13 protein-coding genes and 1 tRNA gene are annotated in these 16,682 nt (G+C 62.5%); 6 read left to right on the plus strand and 8 right to left on the minus strand.

What is annotated here, in order from left to right:
* Nucleotides 1-9: 9 nt before the first annotated feature.
* The 8 genes from ACIQLF_RS01540 to ACIQLF_RS01575 form a co-directional block, all read right to left on the minus strand.
* Nucleotides 10-1,437 carry an amidohydrolase family protein gene (locus ACIQLF_RS01540; RefSeq protein WP_400293828.1) on the minus strand — a complete coding sequence of 476 codons (1,428 nt, stop codon included), beginning with the start codon at nt 1,435-1,437 and terminating at the stop codon, nt 10-12.
* A complete protein-coding gene (locus tag ACIQLF_RS01545) occupies nt 1,434-2,204 on the minus strand; it encodes an aspartate/glutamate racemase family protein (protein ID WP_400293829.1) in 771 nt (256 codons plus the stop codon). Before ACIQLF_RS01545 ends, ACIQLF_RS01540 begins: the two co-directional genes overlap by 4 nt.
* Nucleotides 2,201-2,869 carry a GntR family transcriptional regulator gene (locus ACIQLF_RS01550; RefSeq protein ID WP_400293830.1) on the minus strand — a complete coding sequence of 223 codons (669 nt, stop codon included), beginning with the start codon at nt 2,867-2,869 and terminating at the stop codon, nt 2,201-2,203. Before ACIQLF_RS01550 ends, ACIQLF_RS01545 begins: the two co-directional genes overlap by 4 nt.
* A 30-nt stretch (nt 2,870-2,899) precedes the next feature.
* Nucleotides 2,900-4,228 (minus strand): MFS transporter, encoded by a 1,329-nt coding sequence (locus ACIQLF_RS01555; protein ID WP_400293831.1) that lies wholly within the window; start codon nt 4,226-4,228, stop codon nt 2,900-2,902.
* Nucleotides 4,229-5,529: 1,301 nt separating this feature from the next.
* Entirely contained in the window at nt 5,530-6,492 is a 963-nt protein-coding gene (locus ACIQLF_RS01560; RefSeq protein WP_400293832.1) for an Lrp/AsnC family transcriptional regulator, read from the minus strand.
* 44 nt (nt 6,493-6,536) lie between these two features.
* Complete coding sequence (locus ACIQLF_RS01565) at nt 6,537-8,069, minus strand: carboxyl transferase domain-containing protein (protein WP_400293833.1); 1,533 nt, start codon at nt 8,067-8,069, stop codon at nt 6,537-6,539.
* Complete coding sequence (locus ACIQLF_RS01570) at nt 8,069-9,280, minus strand: CaiB/BaiF CoA transferase family protein (RefSeq protein WP_400293834.1); 1,212 nt, start codon at nt 9,278-9,280, stop codon at nt 8,069-8,071. Before ACIQLF_RS01570 ends, ACIQLF_RS01565 begins: the two co-directional genes overlap by 1 nt.
* Complete coding sequence (locus ACIQLF_RS01575; RefSeq protein ID WP_400293835.1) at nt 9,277-10,719, minus strand: amidase; 1,443 nt, start codon at nt 10,717-10,719, stop codon at nt 9,277-9,279. The genes ACIQLF_RS01570 and ACIQLF_RS01575 overlap by 4 nt, the downstream gene beginning before the upstream one ends.
* 264 nt (nt 10,720-10,983) lie before the next feature.
* Between ACIQLF_RS01575 and ACIQLF_RS01580 the strand changes: the two genes are divergently transcribed.
* The 6 genes from ACIQLF_RS01580 to ACIQLF_RS01605 all read left to right on the plus strand — a co-directional run bounded on the left by ACIQLF_RS01580 (nt 10,984) and on the right by ACIQLF_RS01605 (nt 16,644).
* The gene (locus tag ACIQLF_RS01580) at nt 10,984-11,706 is read left to right on the plus strand and encodes a DUF5058 family protein (RefSeq protein ID WP_400295000.1); all 723 of its coding nucleotides are present in this window, start codon (nt 10,984-10,986) and stop codon (nt 11,704-11,706) included.
* A 34-nt stretch (nt 11,707-11,740) separates the two neighbouring features.
* Complete coding sequence (locus tag ACIQLF_RS01585; RefSeq protein ID WP_400293836.1) at nt 11,741-12,463, plus strand: hypothetical protein; 723 nt, start codon at nt 11,741-11,743, stop codon at nt 12,461-12,463.
* 55 nt (nt 12,464-12,518) lie between these two features.
* On the plus strand, nt 12,519-13,727 hold the full coding sequence (locus tag ACIQLF_RS01590; RefSeq protein ID WP_400293837.1) for an amidohydrolase: 1,209 nt from the start codon (nt 12,519-12,521) through the stop codon (nt 13,725-13,727).
* Nucleotides 13,728-14,166: 439 nt separating this feature from the next.
* A tRNA-Gln gene (locus ACIQLF_RS01595) sits at nt 14,167-14,238 on the plus strand.
* A gap of 435 nt (nt 14,239-14,673) precedes the next feature.
* Nucleotides 14,674-15,588, plus strand: coding sequence for a D-alanyl-D-alanine carboxypeptidase family protein (locus ACIQLF_RS01600; protein WP_400293838.1), 915 nt, complete (start codon nt 14,674-14,676; stop codon nt 15,586-15,588).
* 225 nt (nt 15,589-15,813) lie between these two features.
* Complete coding sequence (locus tag ACIQLF_RS01605) at nt 15,814-16,644, plus strand: ribose-phosphate pyrophosphokinase (RefSeq protein WP_400293839.1); 831 nt, start codon at nt 15,814-15,816, stop codon at nt 16,642-16,644.
* The last annotated feature ends 38 nt before the right edge of the window (nt 16,645-16,682 follow it).

The following is a 16,682-nucleotide window of genomic DNA, read 5'->3' on the forward strand; positions in this document are numbered from 1 at the left end:
GTCGTTCTTCTAACTGACTTGCTGAAAGTGCGGAGCGCCTAGCGCCGGCCAACGTAATGCCTCGGAAAAAGGTTCCTGCGCCAGGACTCGGCCCACTGCGCCGGGATCGGTGAACCCCTTCCTGTCGAGGACCACGGTTCCGGACCGCAACACCGTGTGCGGCCACCCTCGCAAGGTGATGCCCTCGAACGGCGTGAAATCGGTGCCCATATGCAAATCCGCTCCGGCCACTTGCTTCCGGACCGTTGGGTCGATCAGCACCACATCGGCATCGAATCCAGGAGCGATTGCCCCCTTCCCGCGCAAGGCATTGAGCCGCGCCGGCGCGGTTGAAAATACGGAAACGAACCTTTCCAAGCCTTCCAGGTTCTCGTCCACCATGTGGCTGAAGGTGACAGGCAATCGGGTTTCCACACCGGGTAAACCATGTGGCATGAGCCTGATGTCTTCGGTATGCTCGCGCTTCTGCTCAAGGTCGTAGCAGGAATGGTCGGAAGCCACGGTATCGATTTTGCCGGCGTTCAAAGATTCCCGCAGCGCGAGCATGGTTTCCCTGTCGCGCATGGGGGGACAACACGCGTAGTACTCAGGCAACGGACCTGCGTAAACACTGTCGTCCAAAGCCACATAGTGGGGGCAGGTTTCCGAATAGGCTTGAACGCCTTGGGATTTGGCGGCAAAGACCAGGTCGACGGCGTCCGGGGTGGACAAATGAACGAAGTAAACGGCCGCCCCCGTGTATTCGGCCATGGACAGGACCTCCTTGACCGAAGCTTCTTCCGCGAGTTGCGGCCGGGTGGCGGGCAAATGCTCGATGCCGATGCGGCCATCGGCGGCATGACGCTCGGTGCAGTCGACGATGATTCCATCGTGTTCTGCATGCACGTAGGCCAAGCCATCCAACCGGGCCATCTCATGCAGGACGCGGATCATGGTGTCGGGGTCGGCCATGGTGGTGCCGCGGTTGGTCGCGTAGAGCTTGACGGAACGGATGCCCCAGTCCGCCATGATCTCGAGCTGCGTGGGGACACTTTCGTCCCAAGCGACCACGGAAGCATGAAGTGCCACGTCGCAGCGCGCCTGGTCGACGAGCGACAACTTGTATTCGGCCGCCTGCAGGGGAGTTTGGGAGGCATTGGCAGGAATGCCGAAGTCCAACACCGTGGTGGTGCCGCCGGCCAGGGCAGCGCGCGTTGCTGTCGCGTAGTCGTCCTTCGAGTGGTAGGCACCCGTTTGCTGGGCTATGTGGCAATGGCCATCCACGCCGCCGGGAAGGACAAGCAGCCCGGTGGCATCAATGACGCGATCCGCTTCGGGTACCGGAGCAGAGCCCCCGATGACTTCTGTGACCAGCCCGCCGTTCACGACCACATGCGCGTGTTTCCGCCCCGTTGCGTTGACGACGAGTCCGTTGGCAATAACCAGATCGTTGTTCATGAATTCGCCTCTTGTCGGTCACCCTGTTGCAGGTTGGAAAGTTGGGCATCGACAGCCGAAGAAAGTCCGCGGCGGTCCTTGAGTGGGGGAGGCGCGCAGGAACCGCTGCGGTGGGTTCCGGTTTGCATCCCGGCGATGGCTTCGGCCAGCCGCACACCGGAACCGATGCCGTCGACCACGGGAACGGGGATCCTATCGCGTACCTGCCGGGCAAGGCCGGCAAGCGGCGCACCAGCCAGGATGATGACGTCCGCGCCATCCTCGGTGACCGCGCGGTTTGCCAATTCCACGAGTATCTCCGCGTGGTCTTCCTGCACCGAACCGATGGCGCGCAGCGGGTCGGTGAGTGAATGGATCGAGGCCAAGCGGGAAGCGTAGCCGTTGGATTCCACGCAATCGCGGTACCATGCGGTGATGCGAGCGGAGATCGCGATGATGGAGAACCGTGTGCCAAGCAGGGACGCGGCAGCGAACGCAGCCTCTGTAATCCCGATCACCGGCACCCGGCTGAACTCCTTCAGTGCCGGCAGTCCGGGGTCCCCGAAGGCGGCGACAACTATGGCATCCGCGCCGGGGTTTTGGGCGATGACTTCGGCCACGGCCGGGCCGGCGAGCATCGACTCAAAGCGGGTTTCGATGTACTGCATTCCGTATCCGGCGGTTCGCACCACCAGTTCAGTATCCGGGGACTTGCTGCGCAGGGCCTCGGCGGCGATCAGCTCGGTGACGTCCTCGGAAATGTTGGGGTTGATGATCAGTAGTCTCATGCTTTTCCTGGAATAGTGGTGGCCTGCAAGACCGGGAACTGGGCCCGGTACTTGGCGATGTGGTCAGCCGATTGCGTGGCGGCCCGCAGTGGGTCGCCACTGGCGATGGCCGCCAAGAGCAATCGATGTTCATTGATAAGTTCACCGAGGTCGTCGACGTGACGGAATAGCCAGTGCAGACGGCCCATCAACGGTTCCAGCGCCGCTCGCAGGGGGTCATTGTCCGCGATGGCGATGACGCGGTCATGGAACTCGTTGTTGGTGCGTTGGGCTTTGTCCAACCTGCCCGCGGCCAGCAGGGCGCTGGCCGCGTCAAGCAGTTCGGACAGTTCACTCAGCTGCTCGTCGGTTGCCCGCTCGGCGGCGAGCCGGCAGGCGAACACTTCGAGAGCCTCGCGCAGGTCAAACAGGTCACGCACATCCTTCTCGCTGAGTGTCGCCACCATGGAGCCGCGAGTGGATTTCTCCACCACGAGGCCCTCTTGGCGCAACATCCGCATGGCTTCCCGGACAGGAAGCCGCGAAACGCTGAATTCTGCTGCGAGTTCGCGTTCAACGAGTCGTGTTCCCGGTGCGTAGTAGCCCTCGAAAATTCGGTAACGCAAGGTATCTCGAACCTGCTCGCGGAGTGGTCGGGATTTGGTCGGATTCTCGTGGCTGTGCATGATCCCTGCTCTTCCTTGATGTGTTTGGTGCTAGATGGCCAGACGCTTGCTGTAATCGAGGGTGACGACCGCTACGCCCATGATCACTGCGGAAGCTACGAAGTAGAGCAGCGCCCAGGTGTAGCCGCCGGTGGCGCCCACAATCAGCCCGACCACGATGGGTGTCAGGAAGCCGGCAATGTTGCCGCTGAAGTTCATGGCGCCGCCCAACAGGCCTGCGTTGGCCCGCCCGCCAAGGATTGCGGGGACGCTCCAGAACAGGCCAACCCAACGCAGGAAGAAGAGGACAACCGAGAGCATGATGACTGCGGTCACGGCCTCAGGAATCACCGTGGTGCCGATCAGGCCCAGCATGACCATTACCGCGGAGAAGCCGAGAAGCGAACGCATGACTTTGTTGGTTCCCAAGCCGCGAGCCTGCAACTTGTCAGCCAGGATGCCGCCCAAGATCTCGCCCACGAAGCCGGCACCGAAAATCACGAAGGTCGACCATCCGATTTCCTTCAGATCAAAGCCCTTGGATTCCGATAGGTACAGGGGGCCCCAGGTCAGCAGGCCGTAGAAGACGCCGTTGAAGCCGAACCAGCCCAGGCACATCGCCCAGAACGAGCGGTACTTCAGGTAGTTGCGCAGCTTGCCCCCACCCGTCTGGGTCGGATTCAGTGCGTCCTCTTCTTGGTGTGCGGCTTCGATGTATTCGACTTCCGCCGCGTTGATCTTCGGGTGATCTCGGGGTTGGTCACGCACGTACATCCAGACGGCAAATCCGAGGGCTACGGTTGCCGCTCCGGCGATCACAAAGGCCCAGCGCCATGATCCGGTCAGGCCAATGAGTGTGGCGATCGCGATGCCGCCAAGGCCGGCGCCAAGTGGAGCGCCTGCATCCAGGATCGTCGCGCCGCGGCCGCGTTCCTTGGCGGGCATCCACAAGGCGTTGAGCTTGCCGCCAGCCGGCATGACGCCCGCCTCGGTGATGCCAATGCCCATGCGTGCGATGAACATTGACATGAACCCGCCGGCCAGCCCGGAGGCGGCGGTTGCCGCGCCCCAGCCTACGCAAGAAGCGGTCAGCATTTTGCGGGCTCCGAACTTGTCAATGAGCCAGCCGACGGGAACCTGCATTACCGCGTAGGTCCAGAAGAAAGCGGAGAGCAGGAGGCCCAGGAGCTCGGGAGGGAGATTGAACTCCTTCTGGATCATCGGCAGTGCCACGGACAAGGAGCCGCGGTCAACGTAGTTCACCGTGACGAGAATGAGAAGCAGGATAAAAAGCCGCCAGCGCACATTGGTTGGACGGGATGAAGCACCGTCGCCCGAAGCGAATTTGCCCGAGGCAGCAACGGATTGATTTGTGGACATGAGAATTCCTTGGTGGAAGGTGGCAAAGCTATGGACGGATAACACAAGGCGCCTGGCGGCTACCACCGTTGTTCGGTTTCGCCATTTGGGATCCCAAGATGGGATTCCAAAGTCAATCTATCCGTGACGCCAGTCACTCAACAAGGTTTCGATGGGCTTCTTTTCCATACCAAGACGCACTTGCGGTCGATCCGCGGATCCTGGCGGTATCTGTTGGGACATGGTGACTGATACTCCCCATGGCCGACGACGCGTGAGGAAACCAGATCCGATCCGGTACGTGAATCCGACGGGCAAGCATAAAACCATTCCCCGCCCGCCACGAACGCCCAAGAGGCTGATCCATTTAGCTACTCGAAAACTGCATTGGCGATGACTGCAGGCGGTGCGACAATAATGTCGAATTTCGGGGCCCAATGGTCGGTCGGATCCGTGTTTGACTTTGCGTTTTTCGTTGTGCGCGACAGGGGAGTCCCGGTCTCCAACCGCCGCGTGAATTGGTGAATGGAGACCGGGAGGTTCCCGACAGAGTCCGGGAGTGGAATCAAGAGTTTTGACGGAGGATCAGCTTGTCTAGCAGACGGTGGAAACCTGTGGTGGAGTCCAGTGATGGGGCTAGGCTCCACCACAGGTTCTTTGCGGAACCGTAAGTGAACACTTCCTGCCTGCGCTTCGGATGCGACGTGCGAAGGAGCGATTTGTTACGAACGACAAAAAGGGGCGTCACGGCTTCCAAGCTTCGAAAAGCCGACTTATTCTCTGAATCGGCCGTGTGTGGATTGGTTGCAGTTTCGGCGATTCTCGTTGTCGCCAATCGGTACGACGTCACTTCACAAGACATGCATCTTAAGATGCTGGGGTACGGTCGTCGTCTTCTGGCCGGGGCATGTTTTCGCGACGGCGGTGGAGCACCGGGGCCTGGCGACCGATGGCAACGCTGCGTTCAGGCAGTTGCCGCGCTACTCGCTCGTCCAGTCCTTGGGATTGCTCATTGCCGCGGTCGTTCCATTGACCATCGTGTTGCTCGGAGTTGCCAATTTGATTCGAGACGATGTTGCCGTGTGGACTACCGGTGAGTTGATGCGTTCCTGCTGGGGCTGCTTGGCTGCTTATCTTTCGGGGCTTGAACGCGCAAAAGCTCTCAACACATCGAGGCGGCCGCCGGTAGCGCGTTCGTAGCGGCCAGCACCTTTTTACTCAAGGAGTTCATTCATTGATCCTCGGTGCGACGGACGCGAATGCGCTTAGCGGCATCGAGAAGCACCACCTCCGGTGATCCTCATCGTTGAAAGGCCGAGGGATCAGAGCAACTGCCCGCCACGCTTGCGGGCCTGCATCACCATGGTGGTTTGCATGTTGGTCATCGACTTGCTCCACGAAGCATCGGCCAGGAATTGGTAGAGCTGGGCCGGGTTGGCCACCGTCACGTCCACCACCAGCTGGCAGTCCCCGGCGACGGCCGCGGCATAACGAACCTCGGGGCGCTTGGCCAGTGCTGTGCCAAGGGCCTCGACATTGTTCGGTGCGGTGTGAATCCACAGCAGCGCCTCGGTGCGCAGGCCAAGTGCCTCGGGCTCAACCAGGGTCCGGATGGCCAGATGCGAGTTTCTGATCAGCCAGTCGATGCGGCGGGACACCGTCGATTCGGAGAGCCTGACCTGCCGGGCGATTGCCTCTACGCTCGCCCGGCCGTCGCGCTGCAGGGCCTGGGCAATCAACTCGTCGTTTTCCGTCAGACGCAAGCTCTGTTCGCGCACGCCCTGCTGCCGGGTGTCGTCCTTGGTCAGCTCGGTGCCCATCGCCAGCTCCTCCGCGGCGGTGAGCACACCAACCCGCCAGCCCCGGATGGTGCGGAAGTACTTGAGCACCGGATAGGTGGCGCAGGACGTCAACCCGGGGGTGGAGGGAAGCTGCAGGTTGAGGATCTCGTTGAGCGCGTTTCCCTCATAAACAACCTCCGCCACCACATCACCCACGCCGGTGACCAGATAGCTGAAACTGGTGTCCGGGCGTTGGGCCATGGATTCGCAGGCGAGGCGTGCCGTGCCGGGGTTGCAGGTCAGGCGCATGATGACAGCCGATTCCCGGGTCCGGATGGCGGCCACCGTGATGATCCCGGCGGCCAGCAATTCGGCTCCCTGCCGTGCCACCGTGCGCTCATGCTCGTCCAGGACCTGCGCGATCTTGCGCCACGTGGCGCGGCCATCGACCTGCAGCGCACCAATGATGCGCCGTTGCAACGTACTCAGCCCGGCTTCGGCCATCAAGCACCACCTATTCCCTACCCGTAGACGCGCTCGCCGATGAATCAGCCGATCGCCGCGTACTTGGCGACTCTCGCTGACACCAGCGTATCCAACCTGGAGCCGGCCAGTTCTTCCAGAGCAACTTCGAGCGCGTCGGCGATCCCTCTGATGAACTCGCGCGGTTGCCGCTCGCTGTTCGAGGGTTCGGGAACCAACACGTCAACAATGCCGCGCCTCCGCAGCGAGTAGGCATCAACGGCCTGGGCGTGGGCCAATTCCGCGGCCCGATCCGTGGAGCGATGCACAATGGCACTGGCCCCTTCCGGTGGTAGGGGACTGAGCCAGGCGCTTGAGGCGGCAATCGTTCGATCCGCCGGGATCAACGCCAGGGCGCCGCCGCCCGTGCCCTGGCCCAGGAGGATCGAGACGGTGGGGGTGCGCAGCCCGATCAGCCCGGCAATGGATCGGGCGATTTCCGCGGCCATGCCACCCTCCTCGGCCTGCCTGGAAAGTGCCGCGCCCTCCGTGTCGATGACGCTGACCAGCGGGATGCCCAGCGATTCGGCCAGTGCCATGCCGCGTTGGGCCTCGCGAAGAAACGCGGGCCCCAGCGGTTCGGTGTCTCCTGCGGAGCGGTCCTGACCCACAAAAACGCAGGCCGAATTCCCGAACCGGGCCAGCGCCAGGTAGGTGCGTGCGTCGCGTTGGCCACCGCCGGTGCCCGAGAGCTGCAGGACATCCGCTGCTCCGTACTTGATGAGGTGACGCACCGTGGGGCGGCGCGGGTGGCGGGTCGCCATGATTGAGGCCCACACCTCGTCACGGCTCAGCACGCGGTCCTCCGGTTCGGCAGTCGGTGGCGCGGCGTCCTCGGACTCCGCCGGGGCGCGTGACTCGCTTCCGTGGCTCAAAATTTCCAGCGCTCGGGTGAGTACCCCGGCGAGCTCCTCGACGGGAACCACCGCATCGATCAACCCCAGGCGGTGAAGGTTCTCCGCGACCTGGACCCCCGGGGGAAACGGTTCGCCGTAGATGGCCTCGTAGACCCGGGGGCCCAAAAATCCCAGCAACGCCCCGGGTTCGGCCACGGTGATGTGCCCCAAAGACCCCCATGAGGCCATGACGCCTCCCGTTGTGGGGTGGCGCAAATAGACCAGGTAGGGCTGCCGCGTGGTGCGATGGGCCCGGACGGCGGCGGCGATCTTCACCATGCCCACAAAGGCCGGGGTCCCTTCCTGCATGCGGGTTCCGCCGGAGGCCGGGCTGGCGAGGACCGGCAGCCTTTCGGCCGTGGCACGCTCAAAGGCCTGCACCAGGCGGCCGGCGGCAAAACGCCCGATGGAACCGCCCAGGAAGGAGAATTCGTTGACAATGATGGCCACCCGCCGCCCGTTGATGCTGCCCTCGCCGGTGATGACCGATTCGTCTACACCGCTGCGTTCGGCCGCGGCCAACAACTCCGCACGGTACCCGGGTTCCTGGTCGCTGTAGTCGGCGGGGGTATCCCACGATCGGAAGGACCCGGGGTCAAGAACCGTATCCATCATTTCGCGGGCGCTGCGGCGAACCCGCGGCGTCGGGGCGAGGGCGGGCATTACTTGCCCACCAGCCAGGACCGGATGGAATCGCCGTGTTGATTCAGCAGGGGAGGTGCCTGGTGATCGGTGTTGGTGTGTTCGGTGCCGTCGGGGGCGAAGAAGCGCAGGGGCGCACCGGGAAGGGTGAGTGAACCCAGCAGGGGGTGCTCGACGTCGATCAGCAGGCCTTGGGAGGCCACCTGGTCCCAGGCGTAGACCTCATTGAGGGTGCGCACGATGCCCGCGGGCACCCCGGCATCCTGCAATTTGGCCAGCAGTTCCCGGGTGGAAAATTCGCCGAACTTCCCCTCGATGATCTCGATGAGTTCGGTGCGCCGGCGCACGCGCTCGGCGTTCTCGCCGAAGCCCTCCAGCTGCTCCAGCCCGAATGCGGCGGCGAAGGACCGCCAAAGCTTGGCGCTTCCCACCGAGATCTGCACAAAACCGTCCTTGCTGCGGAACAGGCCGTAGGGCGCGATCGAGGGGTGGTGGTTGCCCTGGGCCGCGGGAACCTCCCCGGCCACGGTGCTGCGGGTGCCCTGAAAGGCGTGGACCCCGATGACCGCGGCCAGGAGCGAAGTGCGAACCACTTGGCCGGCGCCCGTGTGCTCGCGTTCGCGCAGTGCGGCCAGCACGCCGTAGGCGCCGTACATTCCGGAGAGCAGGTCGGCAATGGGAACACCCACCCGCTGCGGGTCCTCGGGGGAGGAGCCGGTCAGCGACATCAACCCCGCCTCGCCCTGAAGGATCTGGTCGTAGCCGCTGCGCTGGGCCTCGGGCCCGTCGTGGCCGAACCCGCTGATGGACAGGACCACCAGGCGCGGGTTGAGGGAGTTCATGGTCTCGGTGTCGAACCCCAGCCGGTCCAGCACACCCGGCCGGAAGTTCTCGATGAGCACGTCCGCGTTGGCGATCAGGGCCCGCAGGGTATCAGTGCCGTCCGGGCTCTTCAGGTCCAGGCTGATTGATTCCTTGTTGCGGTTGCAGGAGAGGAAGTAGGTCGATTGGCTGTCGTCCTCCGGGCCTACGAAGGGCGGCCCCCAGGAGCGGGTGTCATCCCCGGTGCCGGCGTTCTCCACCTTGATGACGCGTGCACCGAGGTCCCCGAGCATCATGCCCGCGTGCGGTCCGGCCAGGGCGCGGCTGAGGTCGACGACGGTGATTCCGCGCAGCGGTCCCCTGGCTGTCGCTGTTTGGGATGCTGCGGGAGTTGTTGCGGTGGCGTTCATCGGATGTCCTGCGGGGTCTGTGGAGTGGTGATCAGCGAAGGTGCCTGCTCGGCGTATCGGGTGCGTTGTTCGAAGTCCTGTGCGAAGGCCAGCAGGGAGACGTCCTGGTAGTGGTTGGCGGCCATCTGCAAGCCGACCGGCAGGCCGCCGCTGGTGAAGCCGGCGGGCATGGAGAGCACCGGCAGCGAGGTGGCCGAGAGCAGGCAGGCCGAGCGCATCCAATCCAGGTACGTGGTGGACGGGACCCCGGCGATCTGCTGCGGGTAGCGCCACGAGGCGTCGAAGGGCAGCACCTGGGCGGCCGGGCTCAGGAACAGGTCGTAGCGGGCAAAGAACTCCTGGACGGCGATTTCCAGGCGGGTGCGAGCCGCGGTGGTGTTGATGAGGTCCTGCGCGTTCAGCGCCCAGCCCTTCTCAACGTTCCAGATCACTTCCGGTTTGATCAGGTCGCCCTGGCTGCGAACCAATTCACCGAGCCCGGTGGCGAAGTCGTAGGCGCGGGTGTTGCTGAAGACCAGGTCGGCATCGCGCAGGTCGATGGTGGCTTCCTCCACGTGTGCGCCAGCAGCCTCGAAGTGGGCGATTTGGGCATCCAGCACCGCGAGGATTTCCGGTTCCACGGGTACGCCGAGCCCAAAATCCCTGCTGTAGCCGATGCGGATTCCGCGCAGCGCGTTGTCCGGGAGGTTCTCGAAGTGATGCCCGGCGAGCGTGTTGGGGGTCGCCACCTGGGGGCTGTCCCCGGCGGTGGCGCTCATGAACAGCGCAATGTCGTCGACGCTGCGGGCGATGGGGCCGCCGCGGGCCAACCAGGCCCACGAGTTGGTGGCTGCGGGCATGGGAATGACGCCGTAGGAGGGGCGGAATCCCACCACGTTGCAGAAGGCTGCGGGGATGCGCAGTGAACCGCCCATGTCCGACCCGTCACCGAGGGGCTGGATGCGCGAGGCGATGGCGGATGCGACTCCGCCCGAGGAACCGCCGGCGCTCAGCGTGGTGTTGTACGGATTGGTGGTGGTGCCGAAGAGTTCGTTGAACGTGTGGGAACCGGCCCCGAATTCAGGGACATTGGTTTTGCCGGTGCGGATGACCCCGGCGGTGGTGAGGCGCTCAATGAGCAGGTCGTCGGTGTCGGGTACAAAGTTGCGCAGGGTCAGCGATCCTTGCGTGCTGCGCAGTCCCGCGGTGTTGTAGGTGTCCTTGTGGGTCATCGGCAATCCGTGAAGTGCCCCGGTGGCGCTGCCGCGTGCGGTTGCCTCATCGGCTGCCGCGGCGAGGGTTTCGGCGCGTTCAAAATCGGTGGTGATGACCGCGTTGATCGATTCGTTGACCCGGTGGATCTGGTCGATGTGGCTCTGGAGCGCTTCGCGGGCCGAGAGCTCGCGTCGTTTGATTGCCTCGGTCACGTCCCTGGCTCCCATGTTCTGAATGCCGTCCATGATTCACGTCCTTCTGTGGTTGCTCGGTCCGTACCGAGGAGTGCTGGTGATCACAGTGTGTCGATTTCCCGCACCGTCTGGGAAGTCTGGACGAATGAATTGGTCGATATGGGGGAAATCGACAAATTCCTGACGAATTCCACCATTGGTTGCCAGTTGTGCGAGCGAGGTGGACCGTAGATCAAAAGAGACGCACCTCACAGCAGCGGGGCGGCGTCCCCCGGACCGCTAGGAGTTCTCCCCGTGACACATATCAGCCCGTCCATGGCCAACCCCGCATCAACCGACATTTGGGCCGTCGCGAATTCACCGTTCCTCTGGATCTGCGCGCTCGGCGTCTTTGCCGTGATCTTCGTTCAGACCTTCCTTTACATCAAGGCCGCCCGACGGGCAGCGCCGCACATCGACATGCCCGCGAGTGAACTGAAGGAATCCTTCAGGGCCGGCGCCGTTGCCTCGATCGGTCCCTCGCTGGCCGTGGTCCTGGTGGCTATCGCCCTGCTGGCACTCTTTGGAACTCCCGCCGTGCTGGTCCGCATCGGACTGATCGGCTCGGCCTCCACGGAAACCGCCTCCGCGTCACTGGCTGCCATATCCATGGGAACGGTGCTCGGCGGGCCTGAGTACACGCAACAAGTCTTCGCGGTCGCCTTCATGGCCATGTCGCTCTCCGGTGGCATGTGGATGCTCTCAACCTTGATCCTCACCCCGATCCTCAAGCGCGGCGGCAAAAAGTTGGCCAAGACCAACCCGGCGATCATGGCGCTGATCCCCGCTGCCGCCCTGCTCGGTGCCTTCTCGATGCTGGCCATTGCCGAACTTCCGAAATCAAACGTTCACGCCATCACGATGCTCATTTCCGCAGCAACCATGGCCCTGTGCCTCTTTGTCGCCAAGAAGCTGGAGCTGAGGTGGCTGAAGGAATGGGCTCTGGGCTTTGCGATCATCATTGCGATCGTCTCCGCCTACTTCACGCACACGGCCTAGTTCACAGCGCAACTCGAGAAAGAAAGCGAAAACGATGACTACTGCAGTTACTTCCCACGCCGACGCCTCAATGGCTCGCTTCGAGGCCGAAACCACGCGCTACGGATCGATCACCATGCTTGCGGGGCTCGTATTTTCCCTTCTGGGACCCGTCTACCTGGTGTTCTTCTCGGGCCTGGAAATTACCGCATCCATGATCTGGATTGCGTTTGCGGCCGTGGCCGCGACGTTCGGAGTCTTCTGGCTAGTTGAACCGCTGACCTACTTCCCGATCCTCGGATCGGCGGCCATGTACCAGGCCTTCATGATTGGCAACATTTCCAACAAGTTGCTGCCGGCGGCCATTGTGGCCCAGTCCAGCATCAACGCCAAGCCCGGAACCAGGCGCGGTGACCTGGCGGCTGTCATGGCCATCGGCGGTGCCGCCACCGTCCACCTGACCAGCCTGCTGATCTTTGTGGGACTGCTCGGAACCTGGTTGGTGTCCATGGTGCCCACCGAGGTCATCGAGGTGGCGCGACTCTACATCCTTCCCTCACTGATGGGTGCCGTTCTTGTCCAGGCCATCGTGAGCATGCGGCGCCTGCGTTCCACGATCATCGCCATTGCCCTCGCGCTGCTTTTCCAGTTCTTGATCATCCCCGCAGCGCCCAAGGTGGCACTGTTTGCCACGGCGCTGGTGGTGGTCCTCTCGATCGTACTTTCCTGGGTTCTTCGTGACCGCAAGGAAATCCACACCGCAGTCGAAGTCGACTAATCACCGCACCTCACAGCCCCACAAGACATCACGCGACAGGAAGGCAACACCCCTCATGACTACCGAATCCCCAAGCCTCGCCGCTCTCGACACCGACTGGCTGAACGAAACCTATGTGCACCTGCACCGGAACCCCGAACTCTCCATGCAGGAACACGCCACCGCGGTCTTCATTGAACGACAGCTCACCGCGCTGGGCATCGAGAATTTCCGTTGCGGCGGCACCGGGGTGGTGGGCGTCATGCGCAACGGCCACGGCCCAACCATTGCGTTCCGGGCGGACACCGATGGGCTGCCCATCAAGGAGGACACGGGTGCCGAGTACGCTTCGCGGGCCACGGGGCAATTGCCGGACGGCACCGAAGTTCCGGTGATGCACGGGTGCGGCCACGACACGCACGTGGCCGTGCTCCTGGCTGCAGCGCGCGTGCTGTGGGAAAACAAGCAGGGCTGGGCCGGCACGCTGGTGCTGCTTTTCCAGCCGGGGGAGGAGACCGGCGCCGGAGCCAGGGCCATGGTGGCGGACGGGCTGTGGGAACGTGCCCCCAGGCCCGAGGTGGTGCTGGGCCAACACGTGTTCCCCTACGCAGCCGGCACCGTACACATCTCTTCGGGCACCGCGATGGCGCTCGCCGACGCCCTGAGGGTGACTCTGCATGGGCGGCAGTCCCACGGTTCGCAGCCGCAGGATTCCGTGGACCCGATTGTGCTCGGCGCGCACATCATCACCAGGCTGCAGGGCATCGTGTCCCGCGAACTCGCACCGACCACACCTGCGGTGGTCACCGCCGGAACCTTCCATGCGGGCCTGAAGGAAAACATCATTCCCGACCGCGCCGAATTCACGCTGAACATCCGGACGCTGACTCCCGAGGTGCGCGCCACGGTGCTTGAAGCCGTATCCCGGATAGTCAATGCCGAGGCCCAGGCCTCGCGCGCGCCGCAGCCGGACATCGAGCACATCTACGATTTCCCGCGCTGCTACAACGACCCCGAGCATACGAGCTTGGTGATTGCTGCGCTGCGTGCGGAGCTGGGGGAGGAATGCGTGGTGTTGGCACCTCCGGTGATGGGTAGCGAGGACGTTGGCTGGTTGGGCGACTCGATCGGCGTGCCCACGGTGTACTGGTTCTTTGGAGGATTCCCCGCAGAGCAGGAGAACCCGCCGGTGAACCATTCGCCGTACTTCCTGCCGGTCATGGAACCGACCCTCACCAGCGGCGTGCGCGCCGCACTGGCAGCAATTTCCAGCTACCTGGCATAGGGCTTAGGCGGGTGTGGGCCGGGAGGCAAGGACCCCACACCCGCCTGGTCGCGCCCCGGGTCGCTTGGCCGGGCGGCATGTCTTGTGCGCGATTGCCTCGCTCTCGGGGGCCGGTTCCGGCCGGTCGTGGCCACTCCCGACCGCTGCCACAGCCGAGCTGAGGGGTGCAGATGGGCACACGGAAATGACCAAATGAAGGATCGGGACGCGTCCCGCAGCGGGGATTGGAGCGGCGAAGGTCTTGGAATGTGTTCCTTCGACCAGATTTGACTGCTAAACGGACCCCACTTGCAGCTCCATTCCCGCTGATATCGACAGGAACTCGTCGGCATTGTCGGGATTGTGAATATGGGGCGGAGTTAGGGTACTGTTTGTGGTCGAGTTGCGCTACTAATTCATGCTCTGGCTTGCCGCCGAACAGGGATTCTTTCGCAATTTTTGGGATATGGTGTAATTGGCAACACAGCAGTTTCTGGTACTGTCGTTCTAGGTTCGAGTCCTGGTATCCCAGCTCTATCTGTGAGCATCATCAAAATGATTATTTCATTGAAGAATTCTTCTAAAATCAATTACGTTTATTCTTGTGCGGACGGCATGTACTGCGCCACACGATAAGAGCAAGATCGACTCGTTCGATGCTCGGCGTGTTCCGGCATATGTCGGTCAGGAATCATCGTTCAGGTAGCTCGCTAGACCTGAGCTTCAGAACCAACACACGTACCCGCTTATGGGCAAATGACTCCACTTGAATGTTGATTCGCTACAGGTTCGTCTATGTGCTCCTATCCAGTGACCCGTGTTTGTAAGCCGTTGTCGGCCAGGCCGGGCATTGGTTCTCCCCGTATCCGTCGAATGGGCGAAAATTGGTATAGATCGGCAAACCCGAACAACCAAAACGGTCGGGGCTGATGAATTGGAAACCCTGCGTAACCGATGGGAATTACTTATGGCCGCCTCAAGTAGGCATGGAACCAAGATCATTGCCGCACTCGCAATTTCAGCGGTATTGCTCGGCGGCTGTGCAGCGGCGCCGAGTCCGTCAGCGACAACGGGCGCGCTACAGGTTGATCCGACGGCGTCAAGGGCCGCGTTGCCCGCCGCTTTGAAGAGCGTGAATTACTACGTCAAAACCAGCAGCAATGTGCACTTGCGGAAGTCCAACACCAGCGCTTCCGCATCGATGGGCCTGATCCCAAGGGGTGCCTCGGTCAAGGCGACCGCGGTTGCAGTCAATGGGTGGTACAAAGTCTCGTACAAGGGCAAGAGTGGCTACATCTCCAGCGCCCACGCCAAGAAGACGGATGCCGCCAAGGGCTCATCGTTTGAAACGAGCGCCGTGCTGGGCAAACGCAGCAAGCTGTCAGCAGCCTACAAGCCCAAGCTGGGCAAGCTCCCCAACTCGAATCAAAAACTACGTACCGATGCCGCGGCCGCATTCAAGGAATTGAATGCGGCCGCGAAGGGCAAGGGAATCCGGCTGAAGGTTGTTTCTGGCTACCGGTCGTACGATAGCCAGAAGGCCGAACTGGCTAAGTACACCAAGCTTTATGGCGCGCAGTACGCACGCAAGGTCGTTGCACTGCCGGGGCTGTCGGAGCACCAAACAGGATTGTCCATTGACCTGGGTGCAGCGAGCGGGCTGTGCCAAGAACGGACTTGCTTTGCCAAGACCAAAGAAGGCCGCTGGCTCGCCGCGAATTCCCATAGGTATGGGTTCATTCTCCGGTATCCCAATGGTATGGAAAAGATCACCGGATTCAACTTCGAGCCCTGGCACTACCGGTATGTCGGAACCTCGGTGGCAAGGACCATGAAAACCAAGAAGATTGCCACGCTGGAGCAATTCAACAAGAAGAATTGAGCAGCCGCGCTCAAGGATGCAACCTAACGCCCTGAATGGCGTCGAACTGTAGCCCTTCTTTGGAATCTTTATGAGATTCCAAAGAAGGGCTGTGTTGTTTCTTGGATAGCCTGCTGCCTTGTTTTCGGGTCTTTTGGGCAAGCCCGGATAGCTCGGTACTGCAGAGTTGCGGCAGATCCCAACGAATAAACATCGCATGATGTTTATTCGTGTTATGCTCATTTCATGATCAAGGCATACGCAACCGTCCCGGCAGGATTCACCGTTTTCTCCGACGCAACGGAAATGACGTTCCCGGCGGGGGAGCAGCACATCAAGACACTGTCAGAAAGTGCACAGACTCCATCGCACGTGCTGATCTCCGGCGCTGATGCCAATGATTACGTCTCGGCGGCGATGTGGATCGACCATGGTCACCAAGGTGGCCACACCGTCACCGCGAAGATTCCCTACCTCCCGGGTGCCCGGCAGGATCGCGGCACACCGTTCGGAGCGCAGGTCTACGCGAACCTGATCAACTCGATGCAGGCCGACCGTGTTGTCTGCTTCGACCCGCACTCGCCCGTGATGCCGGCACTTGTCGACAACCTCACCGTGGTCCACTCGGACGAGGTCATCGCCGCCAGCCTCCCAAGCCAGGGGCGCGACTACGTCGGCGTGATTGCACCCGACGCCGGCGCCGTCGAACGGGCCCGTCGCGCCGCAGACGCCCTCGGACTGCCGCTCTACCGGGCAACCAAGGTGCGCGACTTCGCCACGGGAAAACTCTCCGCATTCCGGTGCGAAGAACTTCCCGAGTCCGGTCGGATGCTGGTCGTTGACGACATTTGCGACGGCGGCGGAACCTTCATGGGGCTGGCCCAGGCCACGGGGTTACCGAAGGACCGCCTCGATCTGTGGGTGAGCCACGGGGTGTTCTCCGGACGCGCCGCCCAAATCGCCTCGGCCTACGGACGCATCTTCACCACGGATTCGCACCCCGGACACCGGAACCCCGACGTGAACGCCACCATCGTTCCACTCGCCGCATTCCTCGAAGTCGGCGTCAACGCCTAGCCGGACACGTCGCCCGCACCGCTTCCCATCATCTTCTT

Origin of the sequence: Paeniglutamicibacter sp. NPDC091659 (genome assembly GCF_044756805.1) — a bacterium.
In the GTDB taxonomy this organism is placed as follows: Bacteria; Actinomycetota; Actinomycetes; order Actinomycetales; family Micrococcaceae; genus Paeniglutamicibacter.

Excerpts from the sequence above, each read along its gene's own strand:
- ACIQLF_RS01540 (WP_400293828.1), bottom strand. The coding sequence starts at position 1,437 with ATGAACAACGATCTGGTTATTGCCAACGGACTCGTCGTCAACGCAACG.
- ACIQLF_RS01545 (WP_400293829.1), bottom strand. The coding sequence starts at position 2,204 with ATGAGACTACTGATCATCAACCCCAACATTTCCGAGGACGTCACCGAG.
- ACIQLF_RS01550 (WP_400293830.1), bottom strand. The coding sequence starts at position 2,869 with ATGCACAGCCACGAGAATCCGACCAAATCCCGACCACTCCGCGAGCAG.
- ACIQLF_RS01555 (WP_400293831.1), bottom strand. The coding sequence starts at position 4,228 with ATGTCCACAAATCAATCCGTTGCTGCCTCGGGCAAATTCGCTTCGGGC.
- ACIQLF_RS01560 (WP_400293832.1), bottom strand. The coding sequence starts at position 6,492 with ATGGCCGAAGCCGGGCTGAGTACGTTGCAACGGCGCATCATTGGTGCG.
- ACIQLF_RS01565 (WP_400293833.1), bottom strand. The coding sequence starts at position 8,069 with ATGCCCGCCCTCGCCCCGACGCCGCGGGTTCGCCGCAGCGCCCGCGAA.
- ACIQLF_RS01570 (WP_400293834.1), bottom strand. The coding sequence starts at position 9,280 with ATGAACGCCACCGCAACAACTCCCGCAGCATCCCAAACAGCGACAGCC.
- ACIQLF_RS01575 (WP_400293835.1), bottom strand. The coding sequence starts at position 10,719 with ATGGACGGCATTCAGAACATGGGAGCCAGGGACGTGACCGAGGCAATC.
- ACIQLF_RS01580 (WP_400295000.1), top strand. The coding sequence starts at position 10,984 with ATGGCCAACCCCGCATCAACCGACATTTGGGCCGTCGCGAATTCACCG.
- ACIQLF_RS01585 (WP_400293836.1), top strand. The coding sequence starts at position 11,741 with ATGACTACTGCAGTTACTTCCCACGCCGACGCCTCAATGGCTCGCTTC.
- ACIQLF_RS01590 (WP_400293837.1), top strand. The coding sequence starts at position 12,519 with ATGACTACCGAATCCCCAAGCCTCGCCGCTCTCGACACCGACTGGCTG.
- ACIQLF_RS01600 (WP_400293838.1), top strand. The coding sequence starts at position 14,674 with ATGGCCGCCTCAAGTAGGCATGGAACCAAGATCATTGCCGCACTCGCA.
- ACIQLF_RS01605 (WP_400293839.1), top strand. The coding sequence starts at position 15,814 with ATGATCAAGGCATACGCAACCGTCCCGGCAGGATTCACCGTTTTCTCC.